16 protein-coding genes are annotated in these 16,818 nt (G+C 37.1%); all 16 read right to left on the bottom strand.

What is annotated here, in order from left to right; translation table 11 throughout:
- Positions 1-8 precede the first annotated feature (8 nt).
- Positions 9-749 (bottom strand): 1-(5-phosphoribosyl)-5-[(5-phosphoribosylamino)methylideneamino]imidazole-4-carboxamide isomerase, encoded by a 741-nt coding sequence (gene hisA, locus JM83_RS13935; protein ID WP_144962781.1) that lies wholly within the window; start codon positions 747-749, stop codon positions 9-11.
- An 11-nt stretch (positions 750-760) separates the two neighbouring features.
- Positions 761-1,342, bottom strand: coding sequence for an imidazole glycerol phosphate synthase subunit HisH (hisH, locus tag JM83_RS13930; RefSeq protein ID WP_144962780.1), 582 nt, complete (start codon positions 1,340-1,342; stop codon positions 761-763).
- Positions 1,343-1,685: 343 nt separating this feature from the next.
- Positions 1,686-2,825, bottom strand: coding sequence for a bifunctional histidinol-phosphatase/imidazoleglycerol-phosphate dehydratase HisB (gene hisB / locus JM83_RS13925; RefSeq protein ID WP_144962779.1), 1,140 nt, complete (start codon positions 2,823-2,825; stop codon positions 1,686-1,688).
- Positions 2,826-2,939: 114 nt separating this feature from the next.
- Entirely contained in the window at positions 2,940-3,989 is a 1,050-nt protein-coding gene (hisC, locus tag JM83_RS13920) for a histidinol-phosphate transaminase (protein ID WP_144962778.1), read from the bottom strand.
- Positions 3,989-5,275, bottom strand: coding sequence for a histidinol dehydrogenase (hisD, locus tag JM83_RS13915; RefSeq protein ID WP_144962777.1), 1,287 nt, complete (start codon positions 5,273-5,275; stop codon positions 3,989-3,991). The genes hisC and hisD overlap by 1 nt, the downstream gene beginning before the upstream one ends.
- 15 nt (positions 5,276-5,290) lie before the next feature.
- Positions 5,291-6,154, bottom strand: coding sequence for an ATP phosphoribosyltransferase (gene hisG / locus JM83_RS13910; protein ID WP_144962776.1), 864 nt, complete (start codon positions 6,152-6,154; stop codon positions 5,291-5,293).
- Between the two features lie 240 nt (positions 6,155-6,394).
- Complete coding sequence (locus JM83_RS13905; RefSeq protein ID WP_144962775.1) at positions 6,395-7,210, bottom strand: prohibitin family protein; 816 nt, start codon at positions 7,208-7,210, stop codon at positions 6,395-6,397.
- A gap of 19 nt (positions 7,211-7,229) precedes the next feature.
- The gene (locus JM83_RS13900) at positions 7,230-9,275 is read right to left on the bottom strand and encodes a vWA domain-containing protein (RefSeq protein ID WP_144962774.1); all 2,046 of its coding nucleotides are present in this window, start codon (positions 9,273-9,275) and stop codon (positions 7,230-7,232) included.
- Between the two features lie 373 nt (positions 9,276-9,648).
- Entirely contained in the window at positions 9,649-10,395 is a 747-nt protein-coding gene (gene fabG, locus JM83_RS13895) for a 3-oxoacyl-[acyl-carrier-protein] reductase (RefSeq protein WP_144962773.1), read from the bottom strand.
- 130 nt (positions 10,396-10,525) lie between these two features.
- A complete protein-coding gene (gene sucD / locus JM83_RS13890) occupies positions 10,526-11,410 on the bottom strand; it encodes a succinate--CoA ligase subunit alpha (RefSeq protein ID WP_144962772.1) in 885 nt (294 codons plus the stop codon).
- Positions 11,411-11,470: 60 nt separating this feature from the next.
- Complete coding sequence (locus JM83_RS13885) at positions 11,471-11,884, bottom strand: nuclear transport factor 2 family protein (RefSeq protein WP_144962771.1); 414 nt, start codon at positions 11,882-11,884, stop codon at positions 11,471-11,473.
- Between the two features lie 6 nt (positions 11,885-11,890).
- The gene (locus JM83_RS13880; RefSeq protein WP_144962770.1) at positions 11,891-12,820 is read right to left on the bottom strand and encodes a UDP-3-O-(3-hydroxymyristoyl)glucosamine N-acyltransferase; all 930 of its coding nucleotides are present in this window, start codon (positions 12,818-12,820) and stop codon (positions 11,891-11,893) included.
- A gap of 204 nt (positions 12,821-13,024) precedes the next feature.
- On the bottom strand, positions 13,025-13,591 hold the full coding sequence (gene efp, locus JM83_RS13875) for an elongation factor P (protein ID WP_144962769.1): 567 nt from the start codon (positions 13,589-13,591) through the stop codon (positions 13,025-13,027).
- An 11-nt stretch (positions 13,592-13,602) separates the two neighbouring features.
- Entirely contained in the window at positions 13,603-14,391 is a 789-nt protein-coding gene (gene lpxA, locus JM83_RS13870; protein ID WP_144962768.1) for an acyl-ACP--UDP-N-acetylglucosamine O-acyltransferase, read from the bottom strand.
- Positions 14,392-14,397: 6 nt separating this feature from the next.
- On the bottom strand, positions 14,398-15,798 hold the full coding sequence (locus JM83_RS13865; RefSeq protein WP_144962767.1) for a bifunctional UDP-3-O-[3-hydroxymyristoyl] N-acetylglucosamine deacetylase/3-hydroxyacyl-ACP dehydratase: 1,401 nt from the start codon (positions 15,796-15,798) through the stop codon (positions 14,398-14,400).
- A 1-nt stretch (position 15,799) separates the two neighbouring features.
- Complete coding sequence (gene lpxD, locus JM83_RS13860) at positions 15,800-16,816, bottom strand: UDP-3-O-(3-hydroxymyristoyl)glucosamine N-acyltransferase (RefSeq protein WP_144962766.1); 1,017 nt, start codon at positions 16,814-16,816, stop codon at positions 15,800-15,802.
- Positions 16,817-16,818 lie beyond the last annotated feature (2 nt).

Raw genomic sequence — 16,818 nt, 5'->3', positions numbered from 1 at the left:
GTTTTGAATTATTTAGAATTCAGAATAAAGGATTCCAATTGCTTCAAACTGATTTTGTTCTCATAGATAGCTTTACCAATAATAGTGCCTTCACAGCCCATTTCTGCAAGTCTTGGAAGTTCCTCAAAAGTTGAGATTCCGCCGGAAGCGATCAACTTAATCGTGTTTTTATTATCAGATGTTTCAGCAAGGATCTTCTCATAGAGATCAAAAGAAGGGCCTTCTAACATGCCATCCCTAGAAATATCGGTACAAATCACATACTGCAAGCCATCCTTTAAATAGGCCTCAATAAAAGGAACTAGTTCTTCTTTAGACTCTTCCAACCACCCACTGATTGCCACTTTTTCGTCTTTTGCATCGGCACCTAAAATTATTTTATCACTTCCATATTTCCCGATCCATGAAAGAAACAGGTTTCTATCCTTTACTGCGATGCTTCCTCCGGTAATTTGCTGTGCGCCACATTCAAAAGCGATTTCCAGATCTTTGTTGGATTTTAATCCACCTCCAAAATCAATTTTAAGATTGGTGTTGTTCGCAATTTGTTCCAAAACCTTATGATTCACGATATGGCTGGACTTCGCACCATCCAAATCTACAAGATGGAGGGATTCAATGCCATGGGCTTCAAACTCTTTGGCAACCTCTAATGGATTCTCATTATATATCTTTTTGGTATTGTAATCTCCCTTAGAGAGCCTCACGCATTTACCGTCTATGATATCTATTGCTGGAATAATTCTCATTTACTTTTAAATTATAGTTCTAAAAAATTCTTTAAAATCTGCTCTCCTGCATCACTGCTTTTTTCAGGATGAAACTGTACTCCATAAAAATTACCTTTTTTCAAGGCAGTACTATATTTCAATCCATACTCGGAAGTTGCAATTGTTTCTTCACATTCGGGTACGTAAAAGCTATGCACCAAATACACATATTCGAGTTCTTTAATATCCTTGAATAAAGGAGAATGCAAATCAGAAATTTGATTCCATCCAATTTGTGGCACCTTAACCGAATTGTTGAATTTTATAACGGGAACATCAAAAATGCCCAATCCGGTGGTATCTCCTTCTTCAGTTTTAGTGCACATTAATTGCATTCCCAAACAGATCCCCAATACAGGCTGCTTTAAAGTGGGAATAAGCAGATCCAATTTAGATTGCTTTAGCATTCTCATTGCACTGCTCGCCTCTCCCACTCCTGGAAATATCACTTTATCGGCAGTTTTAATTTCTTGCTCGTCACTGCTTAAAACTGCTTCAAAACCCAATCGCTGAATAGCAAACTTGATGCTTTGGATATTTCCTGCTCCGTAATCTATAATTACTATTTTCATTGTTGTTACTTGATCTAGGCTTCTCACCTATTAAAATTTATAGCATCTATTTCTGTCCTAATAGTTCTTTCGTTATCCTGAGACTCGTGATAAAAAATTTACCTAGCGTAGGTTTTTGACGTTATATTCAATTTTCTAATGAAATAGATGCTGAAACAAGTGCAGCATGACGACAATACCGCATCGTCACCCTGAACTGGTTTCAGGGTCTATTAATTGCAAATAAATAAAAATACATCAATGGTAATTCATTTCAGGGTCTCAATGTACTTTATGAGATTCTGAAACAAGTTCAGAATGACGTTATTTAGCACTTTATGATAGTTTACGGATATACATTTGATTATAACATTCCTTTTGTTGAAGGAAGGATCATCTTTTCGGTATCCCTTTTTACCGCCATTTTAATAGCCTTTGCAAATGCTTTAAAAATTGCTTCTATCTTATGATGTTCGTTGATGCCTTCTGCTTTGATATTCAGGTTTGCTTTAGCTCCATCTGCAAAGGATTTGAAAAAATGAAAAAACATCTCTGTTGGCATTTTCCCTATCATTTCCCTTTTGAATTCAGCATCCCAAACCAACCAGTTTCTTCCGCCAAAATCGATTGCTGCCTGGGCTAGACAATCATCCATTGGTAAACAGAAACCATAGCGTTCAATCCCAAGTTTGTTCCCTAGTGCCAAACTAAAAGCTTCTCCAAGAGCAATGGCAGTATCTTCGATCGTATGATGTTCATCTACTTCTAAATCCCCTTTCACTTTAATCTCCAAATCCATTTGGCCATGGCGGGAAATTTGATCCAGCATATGATCGAAGAAATCCAATCCGGTCGAAATGTTGGATTTTCCTGTCCCATCCAAATTAAGACGGATAAAAATATCCGTCTCATTGGTTTTTCGGGATATTTCCGAAGAGCGTTCTTTCAGTTTTAAAAATTCATAGATTTTTTCCCAACTGGAAGTTTTGAGGGCTATCGAATTATCGATTTGTTTCTGCCCATTTTTCAGCTCATCGGCGCCAAGTTTTTCATGCGTATCAATAAAGATCCCTTTCCCACCAAAATTAAGGGCAAATTCCATATCTGTCATTCGGTCTCCAATCATATACGATCCAGCAAGATCATAGGCATCGTTATTCAGATAATTTTCTTCCAATAAACCAGTATTGGGTTTTCTGGTTGGGGAATTGTCCTTTGCAAAAGTTCTATCCATGAGCACCTCATTAAAAACCACACCTTCATTTTCGAATGTTTTTAAAACGAAATTCTGAATGGGCCAAAAAGCGGTTTCCGGATAGGCGTCGGTGCCCAAACCATCTTGGTTCGTTACCATTACAAATTCGTAATCCAGTTCCTTTGCTATTTTGGACAAATAGAATAATGCCTGAGGATAGAATTCCAGCTTTTCTAAAGTGTCTATTTGATAATCTTCCGGCTCATGAATCAATGTCCCATCCCGATCTATAAAAAGTATTTTTTTCATGTTGTTTTCTTCTTGTTTTAAAATGATAAATTGAACTGTCACATCGAGCGGAGTCGAGATACTTTAAAACCCTTCGCCTACCCTCAGGGTGACAAAACGGACAATTTTAAAAATTTAATTCAAACTTTTCAAAACCTTAATCAATTTCAAATTTTCCTCTTTTGTTCCTATGGTAAATCGCAAGGTATTTTTACAAAGTGGTTGGGTAGTTCGGTTTCGAATCACCACTCCTTTTGCAAGAAGTTGATTATATCTTTTTAAAGCATCATCTACCTTAACAAGTAAAAAATTGGCATCAGATTTAAATATTTTCTCAATATATTTAACTTCAAGTAATGCTTTATATAAAACCTCTTTTTCTAGCTTTATATCAGCTACTTCCATATTTACTTCTGGGATATTTTGAAGCCGGTACAAAGCCCTGTTCTGAGTTAATTCATTTACATTGTATGGCGGCTTGATCTTGTTTAAAATTGCCATGATCTCTTCGGAAGCATAACAAATCCCCAATCTAATTCCTGCCATTCCGAATGCTTTGGATAGCGTTTGGGTAATAATCAAATTAGGATATTTATTTAGTTCTTCTATCCAACTAGCCTGTTCAGAAAAATCGATATAAGCTTCATCCAAAACTACAAGGCCTTCAAATTTTTCTACTATTGCAGTAATTTTATTTCTCCTAAAAGAGTTTCCGGTGGGGTTATTTGGGGAACATAAAAAGATCAATTTCGTATTTTCATTTACACTTTTAAAAATCTCATTTACGTTAGGCTGAAAATCTTCTGTGAGCAAAACTTCCCTGCTTTCCACATTATTGATCCCAGCTAAAACATTGTACATCCCATAAGTTGGGGGTAATGTGATTATATTGTCTATCCCAGGTTCACAAAAAGCCCTAAATATAAGGTCCAAAACCTCATCGCTACCATTTCCCAACAAAATATTATTTATAGGAATCTTTTTTATTTCTGAAAGCTTCGCTTTTAATTTCTTTTGCTGCGGATCTGGATACCTATTCACGCCCGTTTCATTCGGATTTTCATTGGCATCTAAAAAGATCATTTTTGATCCCTCAGCAGTATATTCATCCCTGGCTGAAGAATAGGCTTTTAAAGCCAAAACGTTAGGTCTCACCAACTTGTTTGTTTCGAAAACTTTTTCCATTATTCCTTCAGCTTGTTAAGTCTTAGGGTCACTGCATTTTTATGTGCCTGTAGCCCTTCGGCTTCGGCCATTATTTCTATTGAAGGACCAATATTCTTGATTCCTTCTTCAGATATTTTCTGAAAAGTCATGCTTTTCATAAAACTATCTAAGTTAACTCCGCTATATTGTTTAGCAAAACCATTGGTTGGTAAGGTATGGTTTGTTCCAGAAGCGTAATCCCCAGCGCTTTCCGGCGTATAATTCCCGATAAACACGGAACCTGCGTTTGAAATATTTTCAATATAAAATGCATTATCTGCGGTGCAAACAATAAGATGTTCTGGACCATATTCGTTGATTATTTCCATCGCCAGTTCTTTACTTTTTAAATAGATAAGTTTAGAATTCGCAATGGACTTTCGAGCCATGTCTTTTCTTGGTAATGCCTCTAACTGTATTTCCAGTTCCTGCTCCACAGCTTCCAACATTTTTTCTGAAGTAGAAATAAGGATTACTTGGCTATCTGCCCCATGTTCTGCTTGGCTAAGAAGGTCTGATGCAACAAAGGCAGCATCGGCACTATCGTCTGCCACCACAAGTAGCTCAGAAGGTCCTGCCGGCATATCTATCGCTACATGGAACTTCGTAGCCAATTGCTTTGCAACGGTCACAAACTGATTCCCGGGACCAAATATCTTATAAACCTTCGGAACAGTTTTTGTCCCAAATGTTAGAGCTGCAATAGCTTGGATCCCACCAATCTTGAAAATTTTATCTACTCCACAAAGTGTGGCGGTATACAGGATAACCGGATTTATCTCTCCATCCTTATCTGGCGGGGTACACAATACGATCTCTTTACAACCAGCGATGTTGGCAGGAGTAGCGAGCATTAAAATAGTTGAAAATAACGGTGCACTTCCACCAGGAATATAAAGCCCAACTTTTTGGATAGGCCGTTTTTCTTGCCAGCATTCTACTCCTTTGGTAGTGGTCACTTCAATTTTTGGAGTTTTTTGTGCCCTATGGAATTTTTCAATATTTGATTTTGCCAACTGAATTGCATTCTTCAATTCAGAACTTACAACGTTCTTGGCCCCCTCAATTTCTTCAGAAGAAACCTTAAAACCTTCCAACTTCACGCCGTCAAAAAGATCGGTGTACTTTGCAACGGCAACATCTCCTTTCGCCCTTACCTCAAAAAAAATATCATTTACGGTTTGCTCGATATCTTCCAAAGTTTGGGTTGGCCTTTTTAATAATTCCTCCCAAGCTTCTTTTTTAGGATTATATAATTTGTTCATGATCCTTTTAATTAATTATAATACCATTTTTTCAATTGGGGCTACCAAAATCCCTTCGGCTCCAAGCTCTTTTAGCTCATGTATAATTTCCCAGAATTTATTTTCCTGAATTACGGTATGGATGGAACTCCAGCCTTTTTCTGCTAAAGGAAGTACCGTAGGACTTCGCATTCCAGGCAGTAATTTAATGATCTCTGCTAATTTAGCATCTGGCGCGTTCAAAAGTATATATTTTGAAGTCCGCGCATTAAGCACCGATTTTAACCTAAATTGAAGTTTTGCTAAAATCTCTTTTCTTTCTTCCGAAATATTAGGAGCAACAGCAAGAACCGCTTCACTTTTCATCATTACCTCTACTTCTTTCAAATTGTTTTTGAACAAGGTATTTCCACTGGATACAATATCACAAATGGCATCTGCCAAGCCAATATTTGGCGCAATTTCTACAGAACCATTAATGATGTGCAGATCTGCCGTGATTCCTTTTTTCTTCAAGAATGAATTTAAGGTATTTGGATAGGAAGTAGCAATCCGCTTCCCCTCCAGATCTTCAATTCCATTATATTTCATAGATTTTGGTACTGCAATGGAAACCCTGCACTTAGAGAAACCTAATTTTTCTGCTTGGATAATATCATGGCCTTTTTCTTCCAATACGTTCTCGCCCAAAAAGGCAATATCCACAACTCCATCCCTAAGATATTGTGGAATATCCCCATTCCTTAGGTACAATACTTCTAAAGGGAAATTAGGGGAAGTAGCTTTAAGCTGTTCTTTTCCATTATCTATCGAGATTCCGGCATCTTTCAATATTTTCAGGGAATCTTCATTGAGCCTTCCTGCTTTTTGAATTGCAATTCTTAATTTTTCTTTGCTCATCTTTAAATTTTGAATAATTATTGATTTGAAAACCAAACAGGAAACAAAAAACCCGTTCGATTGCTCAAACGGGTTTTTATATATGTTGAATTTACTACATATCAAATCACCTCGCCAGAGCGCAGTAGTGAAAATGATGATGATGTAGTTGAATTGTTTTCATTTATAAACGCAAATCTAGCATATTTTATTAGAAACAAAAATTCGTTTCGAATATTTTATGATTTGATTACAGCAATCCTAGTTATTTCCTAATATTAAAGGCATTCCATCGCCACCAGATCCTATTACTACCACCTTGGCATTAGGCGATTTAGCTAACTCTACAGTTGCTTGGATCCCTTTTTCTCGTAAGATCTTGTCGTTCAACGAAGCACTTAGGATTTCATTGGCCTTGGCTTTTCCTTCAGCATCAATACGTTGTCTTTGTGCCTCTTGGGTAGCTTTGGTCAATCTAAACTCATATTCCAATGATTCTTGCTCTTGCCTCAACTTTCGCTCAATTGCTTCCTTAATGTTTTGTGGAAGGGAAACATCCCTTACCAACACCTCATTAACTTGCACATATTGATCTTTTAAAAGCAACCTGGTTTCATCCAAAATTTCCTTTTGAATCGCTTCACGCTTACTTGCATACAATTGTTCTGGAATATACCTACCAACTACGGCACGTGCTGCAGATCGAACAGCTGGTTGCAATACTCGCTGCACATAATTCTCTCCTTTATCTTGGTGCAATGCTCCTAGATCTTCATATAATGGTTGATACCAAACCGAAGCATCCAACTTAATTTCCAATCCATTAGAGGACAATACTTGCATATTCTCTTCTAAAGATTGTTGACGCACCTCATATACAAAAACCTTGTTCCAAGGGGCAACCACATGAAATCCTTCTCCCAATGGTGGTTGATCTGTTACAACTCCGCCTCCAAAGGTTTTATATAAAACACCAGCTTCACCGGAATTGATTGTAACTGTAGATTTAGCTATTAAAATAATTAAAAAAACTACAAAAATTAAAATTGGCAACCCAATCTTTGGTAATTTATCCATAAATAAAAATTTGTGATTACTAAATTAAACCGAAATACTTTCTTGTAAACCACTCGGCACTAAGGCTTAGCATCAATAGGATTAGTAAATATTTCCAATCGATTAAAGGTACGGTTTTTTCACGGCTTTTTTGCACAGAAACAAAGCGTTTATCTTGAATTAGGTTCGTAATTAAATCTTTTTGTTGATCTAGAAAATAAAGCTGACCTTGATTATTTTTAGCCAAGAAATCCAACTTAGTAAAATTAGCAGATGTGTGTTGCTGTTCCACATTAAATTCCAGTACAGTAAAACTTCCTTTTTTCTGGATTCCGGAGCTTCCTTCCCTTATGTTAAATTGATATTCTCCCGGTGCGAGATCTTTTATTTCCACACCATAGAAATTTGAGTTTGGCAACATTTGGGCTTCAAAACTCTTTTCTTCGGAAGGGTTATATATCTGAATGGTTAGATCAGCATCCGCATTAAAAACATAGTTTTCATCGAAATACTGGGCAGTAATAACTATTTGGTCATTTTCCAAATAAATGGGTTCCGATTCATACGTCAACCGATCGCGTTTTTTATTTGAAGATAAATACTGAATATACTTTCCCATAAATTCATCAAATTTTTCAAAACTTTGATGTGTTCTATAAATTGCTGATCGCCACTTCCATATATTCTCACCAAACAACACTCCTGTTTTTATGGTATTGTCCTGAAAAACACCTAATAAAGCTTGCTTTGTATTAACCCCTTCAATTTTTTGATATAGTAAGATATTGGAGTTTTCTGAATCTATATCTAAAGTTCCAAAAACATCTTCCAGGGGTGGCAATTTACCGAAGCCGAAATCTTCAAATTGAAATTGAAGATAGTTCCCATTATATATTGGAAACAAATCTTGGGTTTGATTGGAGGCACTTTTAGAAAAGTTCCGCTGAAGGGAATTAAGGAAAACCCAATCTGTTTGAGTACCCGTAACTATAAATTTGTTGATTTTTTGCTTATCTGCTTCAGTGATTAAGCTATTGAACTTATTGTTCGGCTGGTATAATATAATTAATTGAAAACCAGTTAATTCTAAAATATTAATATTATCTACATCTTTCAAAATCACCTCCCTTTGCTCATTCTTTTCGATGGATTTTTTTAGTGCTCCCAGATCGGGATGAGAAATATCGGACACCAGCAAGATCTTCGATTTTTCATCGATCACTTCAACCGCAAAACTCCTTTTATTATTAAAGCGGTTCTTTTCATTTTCCGAAGAAGAAATGGAAGCTTCATAAATTATGGTTCCAATTTGTTTTGCCGTTAAAGTTGTGGTAATAATTTCAGAAGAGCGGTCTTTATCAAAATCTACGGTTTTACTGAATAAAACATTTTTTCCCGCTTTTAGCTGAAAATCCCCTTTTAGGGTTTTATTTCCGGAGTAATTTAAAATTACCTCTACAGGGAACTTATTATTTAAAAATGCATATTTGTTCACATTGAGGCCAGCGATGTAAAGATCTAAGGTTGCTGTGGTGTCCCCAACTATAATGGGAAGGATTTTTATGCTTTCATTTGTTTTAAAAAATTCATAATCTTGCCCATAAGTAGAATTTCCATCGGAAAGAATTATCAATGCCGAGGGAGTGGATTTATGGAGCTTATTTAATTGATTGAGGGCATTATGGATATTTGTTTTCTTCTCATTAAATTGGTAATTATCTCCAGTATTTTGGTTTAATTCCTCCCCAAAGCCATATTCAGTAATATTGAATCGTTCAGCTAGTGCATCATTTTTTTTCAAAGACTCCACAAAAGAACCAACGCTATCTGCCTTTTCTAAATTTGCAATCGAGGCAGATTGATCTACTACCAGAATCAAATCTGGCTTTTCAATTTCAAATTCCAGTTGTTTTATTTGAGGGTTTATAAGCAATAATAACAATATAAAAAGCGTCAGAAACCGTGCAATGGCTAGAAAATAGGTTTGCTTACCGTTTTTTTTACTTCGGAAGAAATAGCTAAAAAAAACAAAACCCAGCGAAAAAATTGCAGCTAGGCTTATATATAAAATTGTCGCTATTGGCATTTATAAAAATTGAATTCAGCTAATAAATAATTTCATTTACCTGTCAAAAACCTAAATGCACATCCTTTGGTTCCAACAAGGCACTTTACAATTTCGTCACCCTGAACTGGTTTCAGGGTCTAAGCCCCGACTTATTGGGATGCTCAAACCCCCGAAGCATCGGGGCAGCATGACGACAATTCCGCATCGTCATTCTGAACTTGTTTCAGAATCTCATAACAGTATAAATCATTAAAACAAATTGAGACCCTGAATTAAATTCAGGGTGACGAGATAATTATTATGACAAAAAACGGATATACTTAAATTTTATTTACCAAAAAAACCAATTTTCTATATATTTCATGAGAATTGATTTATATTCTTAATATCACTAGGTAAGCATCCCACCATTTACGTGAATTACTTGGCCTGTCACATAACTACTAAGGTCACTTGCCAAGAAAACACATGCATTTGCAATATCCTCTGGAGTTCCACCCCTTTTTAACGGAATGGATTCCCTCCATCCTTGGACAGTTTTCTCATCCAATTTTTCGGTCATTTCTGTTTCTATAAACCCAGGAGCAATTACATTGGTCCTAATGTTTCGAGATCCTAACTCTAATGCCATGGATTTAGAAAACCCTATGATTCCTGCCTTAGAAGCTGCATAATTTGCCTGACCAGCATTTCCTTTAACCCCTACTACAGAACTCATATTGATGATACTTCCCGAACGTTGTTTTAACATGGTACGCTGCACTGCTTTGGTCATATTAAAAACCGACTTTAAATTCACTTCTATTACAGCGTCAAAATCCTCTTCGGTCATTCTCATCAATAAATTATCTTTGGTAATTCCTGCATTGTTGATCACGATATCTATCGCACCAAAATCCTCTGCAACATTTTTAATGAGCTCTTGAGCTTCTTCGTAGTTTGCTGCATTCGATTTATAACCCTTTGCTTTCACACCAAGGCCGTTTAATTCTTTCTCCAACTCATTCGCCGCGTTTATAGAAGAGGCATAGGTAAAAGCCACATTTGCTCCATGCTTTGCAAACACTTCGGCAATACCTTTCCCAATACCCCTACTACCTCCAGTGATAATAGCATTTTTACCTTCTAGTAACTTCATATAAAAATTTCTTTTTTAGTTGATTCAAATATAGTAAAACCCAAAAGCAATAAAATAAAAAAACCTCTTGAAATTACTCATTTAATGAGAAATCAAGAGGCTTTTTTAAAATATAGTGACGTTTACTTAATTATGCATTCACAGTTTTAAGTACTTCAGCAACTTTCTTTCCAATTTCAGCTGGAGAATCTACAACGTGGATTCCGTTTTCACGAAGAATCTCTTTTTTAGCCTGTGCAGTATCTTCACTACCACCCACTATTGCTCCTGCATGTCCCATGGTACGACCTGCTGGTGCAGTTTCTCCCGCGATAAATCCAATAACTGGTTTTCTGTTCCCATTGGCCTTGACCCATTGTGCAGCATCTGCTTCCAACTGACCACCAATTTCACCAATCATAACGATACACTCGGTCTCATCATCATTCATCAACAATTCCACTGCTTCTTTCGTAGTTGTTCCAATAATTGGATCCCCACCAATTCCAATTGCAGTAGAAATTCCCAAACCTTGTTTTACAACCTGATCTGCAGCTTCGTAAGTAAGAGTTCCAGATTTGGAAACAATTCCTACTTTTCCTTTTTTGAACACAAAACCAGGCATAATTCCAACTTTTGCTTCTCCTGGAGTAATTACCCCTGGACAGTTAGGCCCAACAAGTCTACATGACCTATTTTGAATATAATTATTTGCTTTGATCATATCTGAAACCGGAATACCTTCAGTAATTGTAATAATTACTTCAATCCCAGCATCTGCAGCTTCCATAATGGCATCTGCAGCAAAAGCTGGCGGCACAAAAATAATGGAAACATTGGCTCCCGTTTCTTTTACAGCTTGTGATACCGTATTGAAAACAGGCTTGTCCAAATGAGATTGTCCACCTTTTCCTGGAGTTACCCCTCCAACAACATTGGTTCCATACTCTATCATTTGTTCAGCATGAAATGTACCTTCACTTCCCGTGAAACCTTGAACTATTATCTTTGAATCTTTATTGACTAAAACGCTCATAATTGTTATAATTTTTTGCTTTGCAAAAGTATGTTTTTAAATAGAAACCTTAAAGCCTTTTTAAAAGTTTGTTCCCATAAAGGAACTAAGGTTTTCCGAAGAATCATCTGCTGGTTGGCTCATTTGGTATCCTTTGAACATTTTTCCGTCCTTAATTTCCCAGATAGCAACCATATGCGCTAAAGGAATTTCTTCGTCCGGATTCTCAATGGTTTGTGTAAAATAGGTAATCCTTATGGTAACCGTTTTATCATCTTGCAGCAAATGGCTGATTACAGGTCGTAAATATTCAAAAGATTTCGCCATTTCAGCACAAATTCCTTCCAGCTTTTTTACATTCATTTTATTAAAACCTGCACTGCTGTTCCAATATAATTCGGCATCGGTATGAAAATGCTTGGAAACTTGCGAGGGATCTTTATAAAATTCCGAAGTATAAAAAGATTCTACAAGTTGTTTTTCGCTCAAACCCATGATTTTCTATTTTAATTTATCTATGATTCCCGGAAGCATTTTTACGGCTGCCATCTGTCTTAATTTTGTCCTGAATTCCTGTGCTGGCGATCCCCAATAACTGGTATTTTCTTCAGTAGTTTTGGAAACCCCACATTGAGCCATAAGAACGCTGCCTTTTTTAATGGTAACATCGCTTCTAATTCCAACCTGTCCCCAAATACTTACTTCATCTTCCACTATAACACAACCGGCAATACCTGTTTGCGATGCAATAAGGCATTTTTTACCTATAATGGTATCATGACCTATTTGAACCTGATTATCCAGTTTGGTTCCAGCCCCTATGAAAGTATCTCCAGAAACACCTTTATCTATTGTACATAAAGCTCCAATTTCCACATCATGGTCTATAACCACGCGGCCTCCAGAAAGCAGTTTATCGTATCCGCTGGGCCTGCTTTTAAAATAGAACGCATCGGCCCCCAAAACAGTACCTGCATGAATAATTACATTATTGCCAATAATAGTGTTATCGTAAATACTTACATTGGAGTGAATCCTACAGTTATCACCTATTTTCACATCATTGCCTATAAAAACGTTAGGCTGAATAATGGTATTTTTTCCTATTTGAGCTGAATCTGCGATCTTAAAATCAGATTTTTCAAAAGGTTTAAAATATTCGGTGAGCTTATTAAAATCCCGAAAGGGATCCTCTGAGATAAGCAGCGCTTTTCCCGGAGGGCATTCCACTTCTTTATTGATCAAAATAATAGTTGCGGCAGAATTCAATGCCTTATCATAATATTTTGGATGATCTACAAAAACAATATCCCCCTCTGTAACTACATGGATCTCATTCATTCCAAACACCGGAAAATCAGATTCGCCAACATACGTAGCGGAGATGATTGTAGCTATTTGTTGAAGCGTATGCTTCTGAGGAAATTTCATATATTTTTATAGTTTATGTGATGTTGTGACGCAGTAACGTTGTGATGTTGTGACGCAGTAACGCTGTAACGTTAATTTGATCCATCTTTCCAGGTTCACTTTGCACTTTCTCTCTTCACTCTTCACTCTTCACTCCTTCACTCTTCACTCTTCACTCCTTCACTCTTCACTCCTTCACTCTTCACTCCTTCACTCTTTCACTCTTCACTCTTTTACCCGCTCCTTATAAGTTCCCTTATCTGTCTCTATTTTAATCTTGTCCCCTTCATTGATGAAAAGTGGCACATTTACCTCTGCCCCGGTTTCCACCGTTGCAGGTTTTGTAGCATTGGTAGCTGTATTTCCTTTTACTCCCGGTTCTGTATGGGTAACCTCAAGGACAACACTTGCCGGCATATCTACAGTAAGGGGCATGTTGTCTTCAGTATTGATCAATACGGTAACAACCTCACCTTCTTTAAGAAGTTTAGGCATATCCAGGGCAGTTTCCAATAAACGTATTTGTGTATAATCTTCAACGTTCATAAAATGATAAAATTCCCCATCGTGGTATAGGAACTGAAATTTATGAGTCTCAACTCGCACGTCTTCAATTTTATGCCCTGCAGAAAACGTATTGTCCAACACCTTTCCAGAGGTTACACTTTTTAATTTAGTTCTAACAAAAGCAGGTCCTTTCCCTGGTTTTACGTGTAAAAATTCTACTACCTTATAGATGTCATGATTATAACGGATACATAACCCATTTCTAATATCACTTGTACTTGCCATTGCTTTTTAATTTAATTTGATGAACTAAAATATCCTTTCATAATTCCACGTTGGGAGTTCTTGATAAATTCCAAGATCTCATCACGCTCCGCCGTTGCTTGCATCTCTGCTTCAATTATGGCAACTGCCTGAGAATTGTTATAATTTTTTTGATACAAGATCCTGTAGATATCTTGTATCTCCCTAATCTTTTCAACATTAAAACCACGGCGCCTTAGACCTATGGAATTTATACCTACATAAGAAAGTGGTTCCCGTCCTGCCTTCACGAAAGGCGGCACATCTTTTCTAACCATAGATCCACCAGTTACAAAAGCATGGTTTCCAATGCTACAATATTGCTGTATAGCAGCCATTCCTGCTAAAATCACATAGTCCCCAACATTAATATGTCCCGCTAATGTACTGTTATTGGAAAAAACGCAATTATCCCCTACCACACAGTCATGCGCAATGTGGCAATAAGCCATAATCCAACAGTTCTTACCAATCACGGTTTTCATTCTATCTGAAGTTCCACGGTTTATGGTCACACATTCCCGAATAGTTGTATTGTCCCCTATTTCGGTTGTGGTTTCCTCGTCATTGAATTTCTTGTCCTGTGGTACTGCGGAAATTACTGCTCCTGGAAAAATGCTGCAATTTTTCCCGATCCTGGCACCTTCCATAATAGTTACGTTAGAACCTATCCAGGTACCTTCCCCTATCACCACATTATTATGAATGGTGGTAAAAGGCTCTATCACCACATTTTTTGCGATTTTTGCTCCAGGATGTACATAAGCTAAAGGCTGATTCATACTGACTTATTTGTTTTTTACGATTTGAGCCATCAATATAGCTTCTGTTACTAATTTACCGTTTACATAGGCATATCCCTGCATTTGGCAAATTCCTCTTCTTATTGGCGCCAATAGTTCTAGTTTAAAGATCAATGTATCTCCAGGGACCACTTGCTGTTTAAATTTTACATTATCTATTTTCATGAAAAATGTAAGATAGTTTTCTGGGTCGGGAACAGATTTCAACGCCAGGATCCCACCTGTTTGCGCCATTGCCTCCACTTGTAAAACTCCTGGCATCACCGGTTTCCCCGGAAAATGTCCAACAAAAAATGGCTCGTTCATCGTAACGTTTTTCATCCCAATGACACAAGTTGGGGAAAGGGAATAAATTTTGTCCACCAACAAAAATGGCGGACGATGCGGCAAAATATTCATGATATCGTTAACATCCATCAAAGGAGCCTTGTCAAAATCTATTTTAGGTACATTGTTCCTGCGTTCGGTCTTTATTATCTTCGATAATTTCTTGGCGAACTGGGTATTGACTTCATGACCGGGTTTGGTAGCAATCACCTTTCCCCGGATACGGGTTCCAATTAAAGCCAGATCCCCAAGCACATCCAACAATTTATGTCTTGCTGCTTCATTTGGATAGTGCAAAGTAAGGTTATCCAGGATTCCATTGGGTTTTACAGAGATATTGTCCTTTTTAAAGGCATCCCTTAGTTTGGACATGGTTTCCGGGCTCAATTCTTTATCTACATAAACAATGGCATTATTTAGATCACCTCCCTTAATAAGGCCATGCTCCAATAATGTTTCAATTTCATGTAAAAAACTGAACGTACGTGCATCTGCAATCTCCGATTTAAAATCGGACAATTTATTTAGAGAAGCATTTTGGGTGCCTAGGACTTTGGTGCCAAAATCTACCATAGTGGTCACCTGATACGTATCTGATGGCATTACAATCAATTCACTGCCAGTAGCTTCGTCCTTATAAGAAATAACTTCACTTACAATAAATTCGTCCCGATCAGATTCCTGAGCAATTATTCCTGCTTCTTCCAAAGCTTCAACAAAAAATTTGGAAGAACCATCCATGATTGGAGGTTCAGATGCATCGAGCTCTATAATAATATTATCTATTTCCAGGCCTACACAAGCAGCAAGCACATGCTCTGAAGTTTGGATAGTTATTCCATCTTTTTCAAGATTGGTGCCGCGCTGTGTATTTACCACATAAATAACATCTGCATCGATGGTTGGTTGGTTATCCAAATCCATTCTTTTAAAAACATAGCCCGTGTTTTCAGGGGCAGGTTTAAAAGTAAGGGTTACTTCTTTTCCAGTATGAAGTCCAACTCCTTTTAGAGAGATCTCATTCTTTATAGTTTGCTGTTTTGAAATGATTTCAGCCATGCTATATTTTTTTTTCTATTTTATTCAATCTATTAACTATTTTGGGAAGGTTCTTAAAGTGGACATACGACTTGTTGAAATCTCCATATCCAAATGCGGGCGAGCCCTGTACAATTTCATCGTCGCCAATATTTCTTCCAATTCCAGACTGTGCCTGGATTTTTACTCTGTCCCCAATTGTTAAATGGCCTGCAAATCCAACTTGCCCACCAATCAAACAATTCTTGCCAATTTTCGTGGAACCAGCAATCCCCGTTTGTGCCGCAATCGCAGTATCATTTCCAATTTCCACGTTATGCGCAATCTGTATTTGGTTATCCAGCTTCACACCTTTTCTAATTATAGTAGAACCTAAAGTTGCCCTATCTATGGTTGTTCCTGCTCCAATGTCCACATTATCTTCTACAATAACATTTCCTATTTGAGGCACCTTATTGTACTCTCCATTATCACTGGGGCTAAAACCAAAACCATCGGCTCCCATCACAACCCCCGCATGGATCACACAAAATTTTCCTATAATAGTTTCAGAATAGATCTTAACTCCCGGAAAAATAACAGTATTATTTCCAATAACAACATTATCACCTATATAAGTGTTGGGAAATATTTTTACATCGTTTCCAATTTTCACGTTTTCACCTATATATGAAAAAGCTCCTAAGTAAATATTCTCACCATAAGTTGCAGATTCAGCAATAAAATGAGGTTGCTCTACCCCAATTTTAGTCAATTTCACCTGATTGTAATACTCGAGCAAGGTAGAAAATGCTTTATAAGGGTCTTTAACCCTGATCAATGTAGTATCGATTTCTTGATCTATGCTGAAATCATCACTAACTATGGCTATAGTTGCATTAGTAGAATAGATATAAGAGGTATACTTAGGGTTGCTTAAAAATGTTAGCGAACCTTCGGTACCTTCTTCAATTTTTGCCAACTTATCCACTTCTGCTTCCGGATCCCCCTCGACAGTACCATTTAATAACTCGGCTATTTGTGCTGCAGTAAATTTCATTC

Origin of the sequence: Gillisia sp. Hel_I_86, assembly GCF_007827275.1 — a bacterium.
GTDB lineage: Bacteria > Bacteroidota > Bacteroidia > Flavobacteriales > Flavobacteriaceae > Gillisia.
The sequence above is the reverse complement of the archived record's forward strand: the minus strand, read 5'-3'. Positions and strand labels throughout refer to the sequence as shown.

Bases quoted from the DNA above. Each gene is read 5' to 3' on its own strand.
- hisA (WP_144962781.1), bottom strand. From the start codon at position 749: ATGAGAATTATTCCAGCAATAGATATCATAGACGGTAAATGCGTGAGG.
- hisH (WP_144962780.1), bottom strand. From the start codon at position 1,342: ATGAAAATAGTAATTATAGATTACGGAGCAGGAAATATCCAAAGCATC.
- hisB (WP_144962779.1), bottom strand. From the start codon at position 2,825: ATGAAAAAAATACTTTTTATAGATCGGGATGGGACATTGATTCATGAG.
- hisC (WP_144962778.1), bottom strand. From the start codon at position 3,989: ATGGAAAAAGTTTTCGAAACAAACAAGTTGGTGAGACCTAACGTTTTG.
- hisD (WP_144962777.1), bottom strand. From the start codon at position 5,275: ATGAACAAATTATATAATCCTAAAAAAGAAGCTTGGGAGGAATTATTA.
- hisG (WP_144962776.1), bottom strand. From the start codon at position 6,154: ATGAGCAAAGAAAAATTAAGAATTGCAATTCAAAAAGCAGGAAGGCTC.
- JM83_RS13905 (WP_144962775.1), bottom strand. From the start codon at position 7,210: ATGGATAAATTACCAAAGATTGGGTTGCCAATTTTAATTTTTGTAGTT.
- JM83_RS13900 (WP_144962774.1), bottom strand. From the start codon at position 9,275: ATGCCAATAGCGACAATTTTATATATAAGCCTAGCTGCAATTTTTTCG.
- fabG (WP_144962773.1), bottom strand. From the start codon at position 10,395: ATGAAGTTACTAGAAGGTAAAAATGCTATTATCACTGGAGGTAGTAGG.
- sucD (WP_144962772.1), bottom strand. From the start codon at position 11,410: ATGAGCGTTTTAGTCAATAAAGATTCAAAGATAATAGTTCAAGGTTTC.
- JM83_RS13885 (WP_144962771.1), bottom strand. From the start codon at position 11,884: ATGGGTTTGAGCGAAAAACAACTTGTAGAATCTTTTTATACTTCGGAA.
- JM83_RS13880 (WP_144962770.1), bottom strand. From the start codon at position 12,820: ATGAAATTTCCTCAGAAGCATACGCTTCAACAAATAGCTACAATCATC.
- efp (WP_144962769.1), bottom strand. From the start codon at position 13,591: ATGGCAAGTACAAGTGATATTAGAAATGGGTTATGTATCCGTTATAAT.
- lpxA (WP_144962768.1), bottom strand. From the start codon at position 14,391: ATGAATCAGCCTTTAGCTTATGTACATCCTGGAGCAAAAATCGCAAAA.
- JM83_RS13865 (WP_144962767.1), bottom strand. From the start codon at position 15,798: ATGGCTGAAATCATTTCAAAACAGCAAACTATAAAGAATGAGATCTCT.
- lpxD (WP_144962766.1), bottom strand. From the start codon at position 16,816: ATGAAATTTACTGCAGCACAAATAGCCGAGTTATTAAATGGTACTGTC.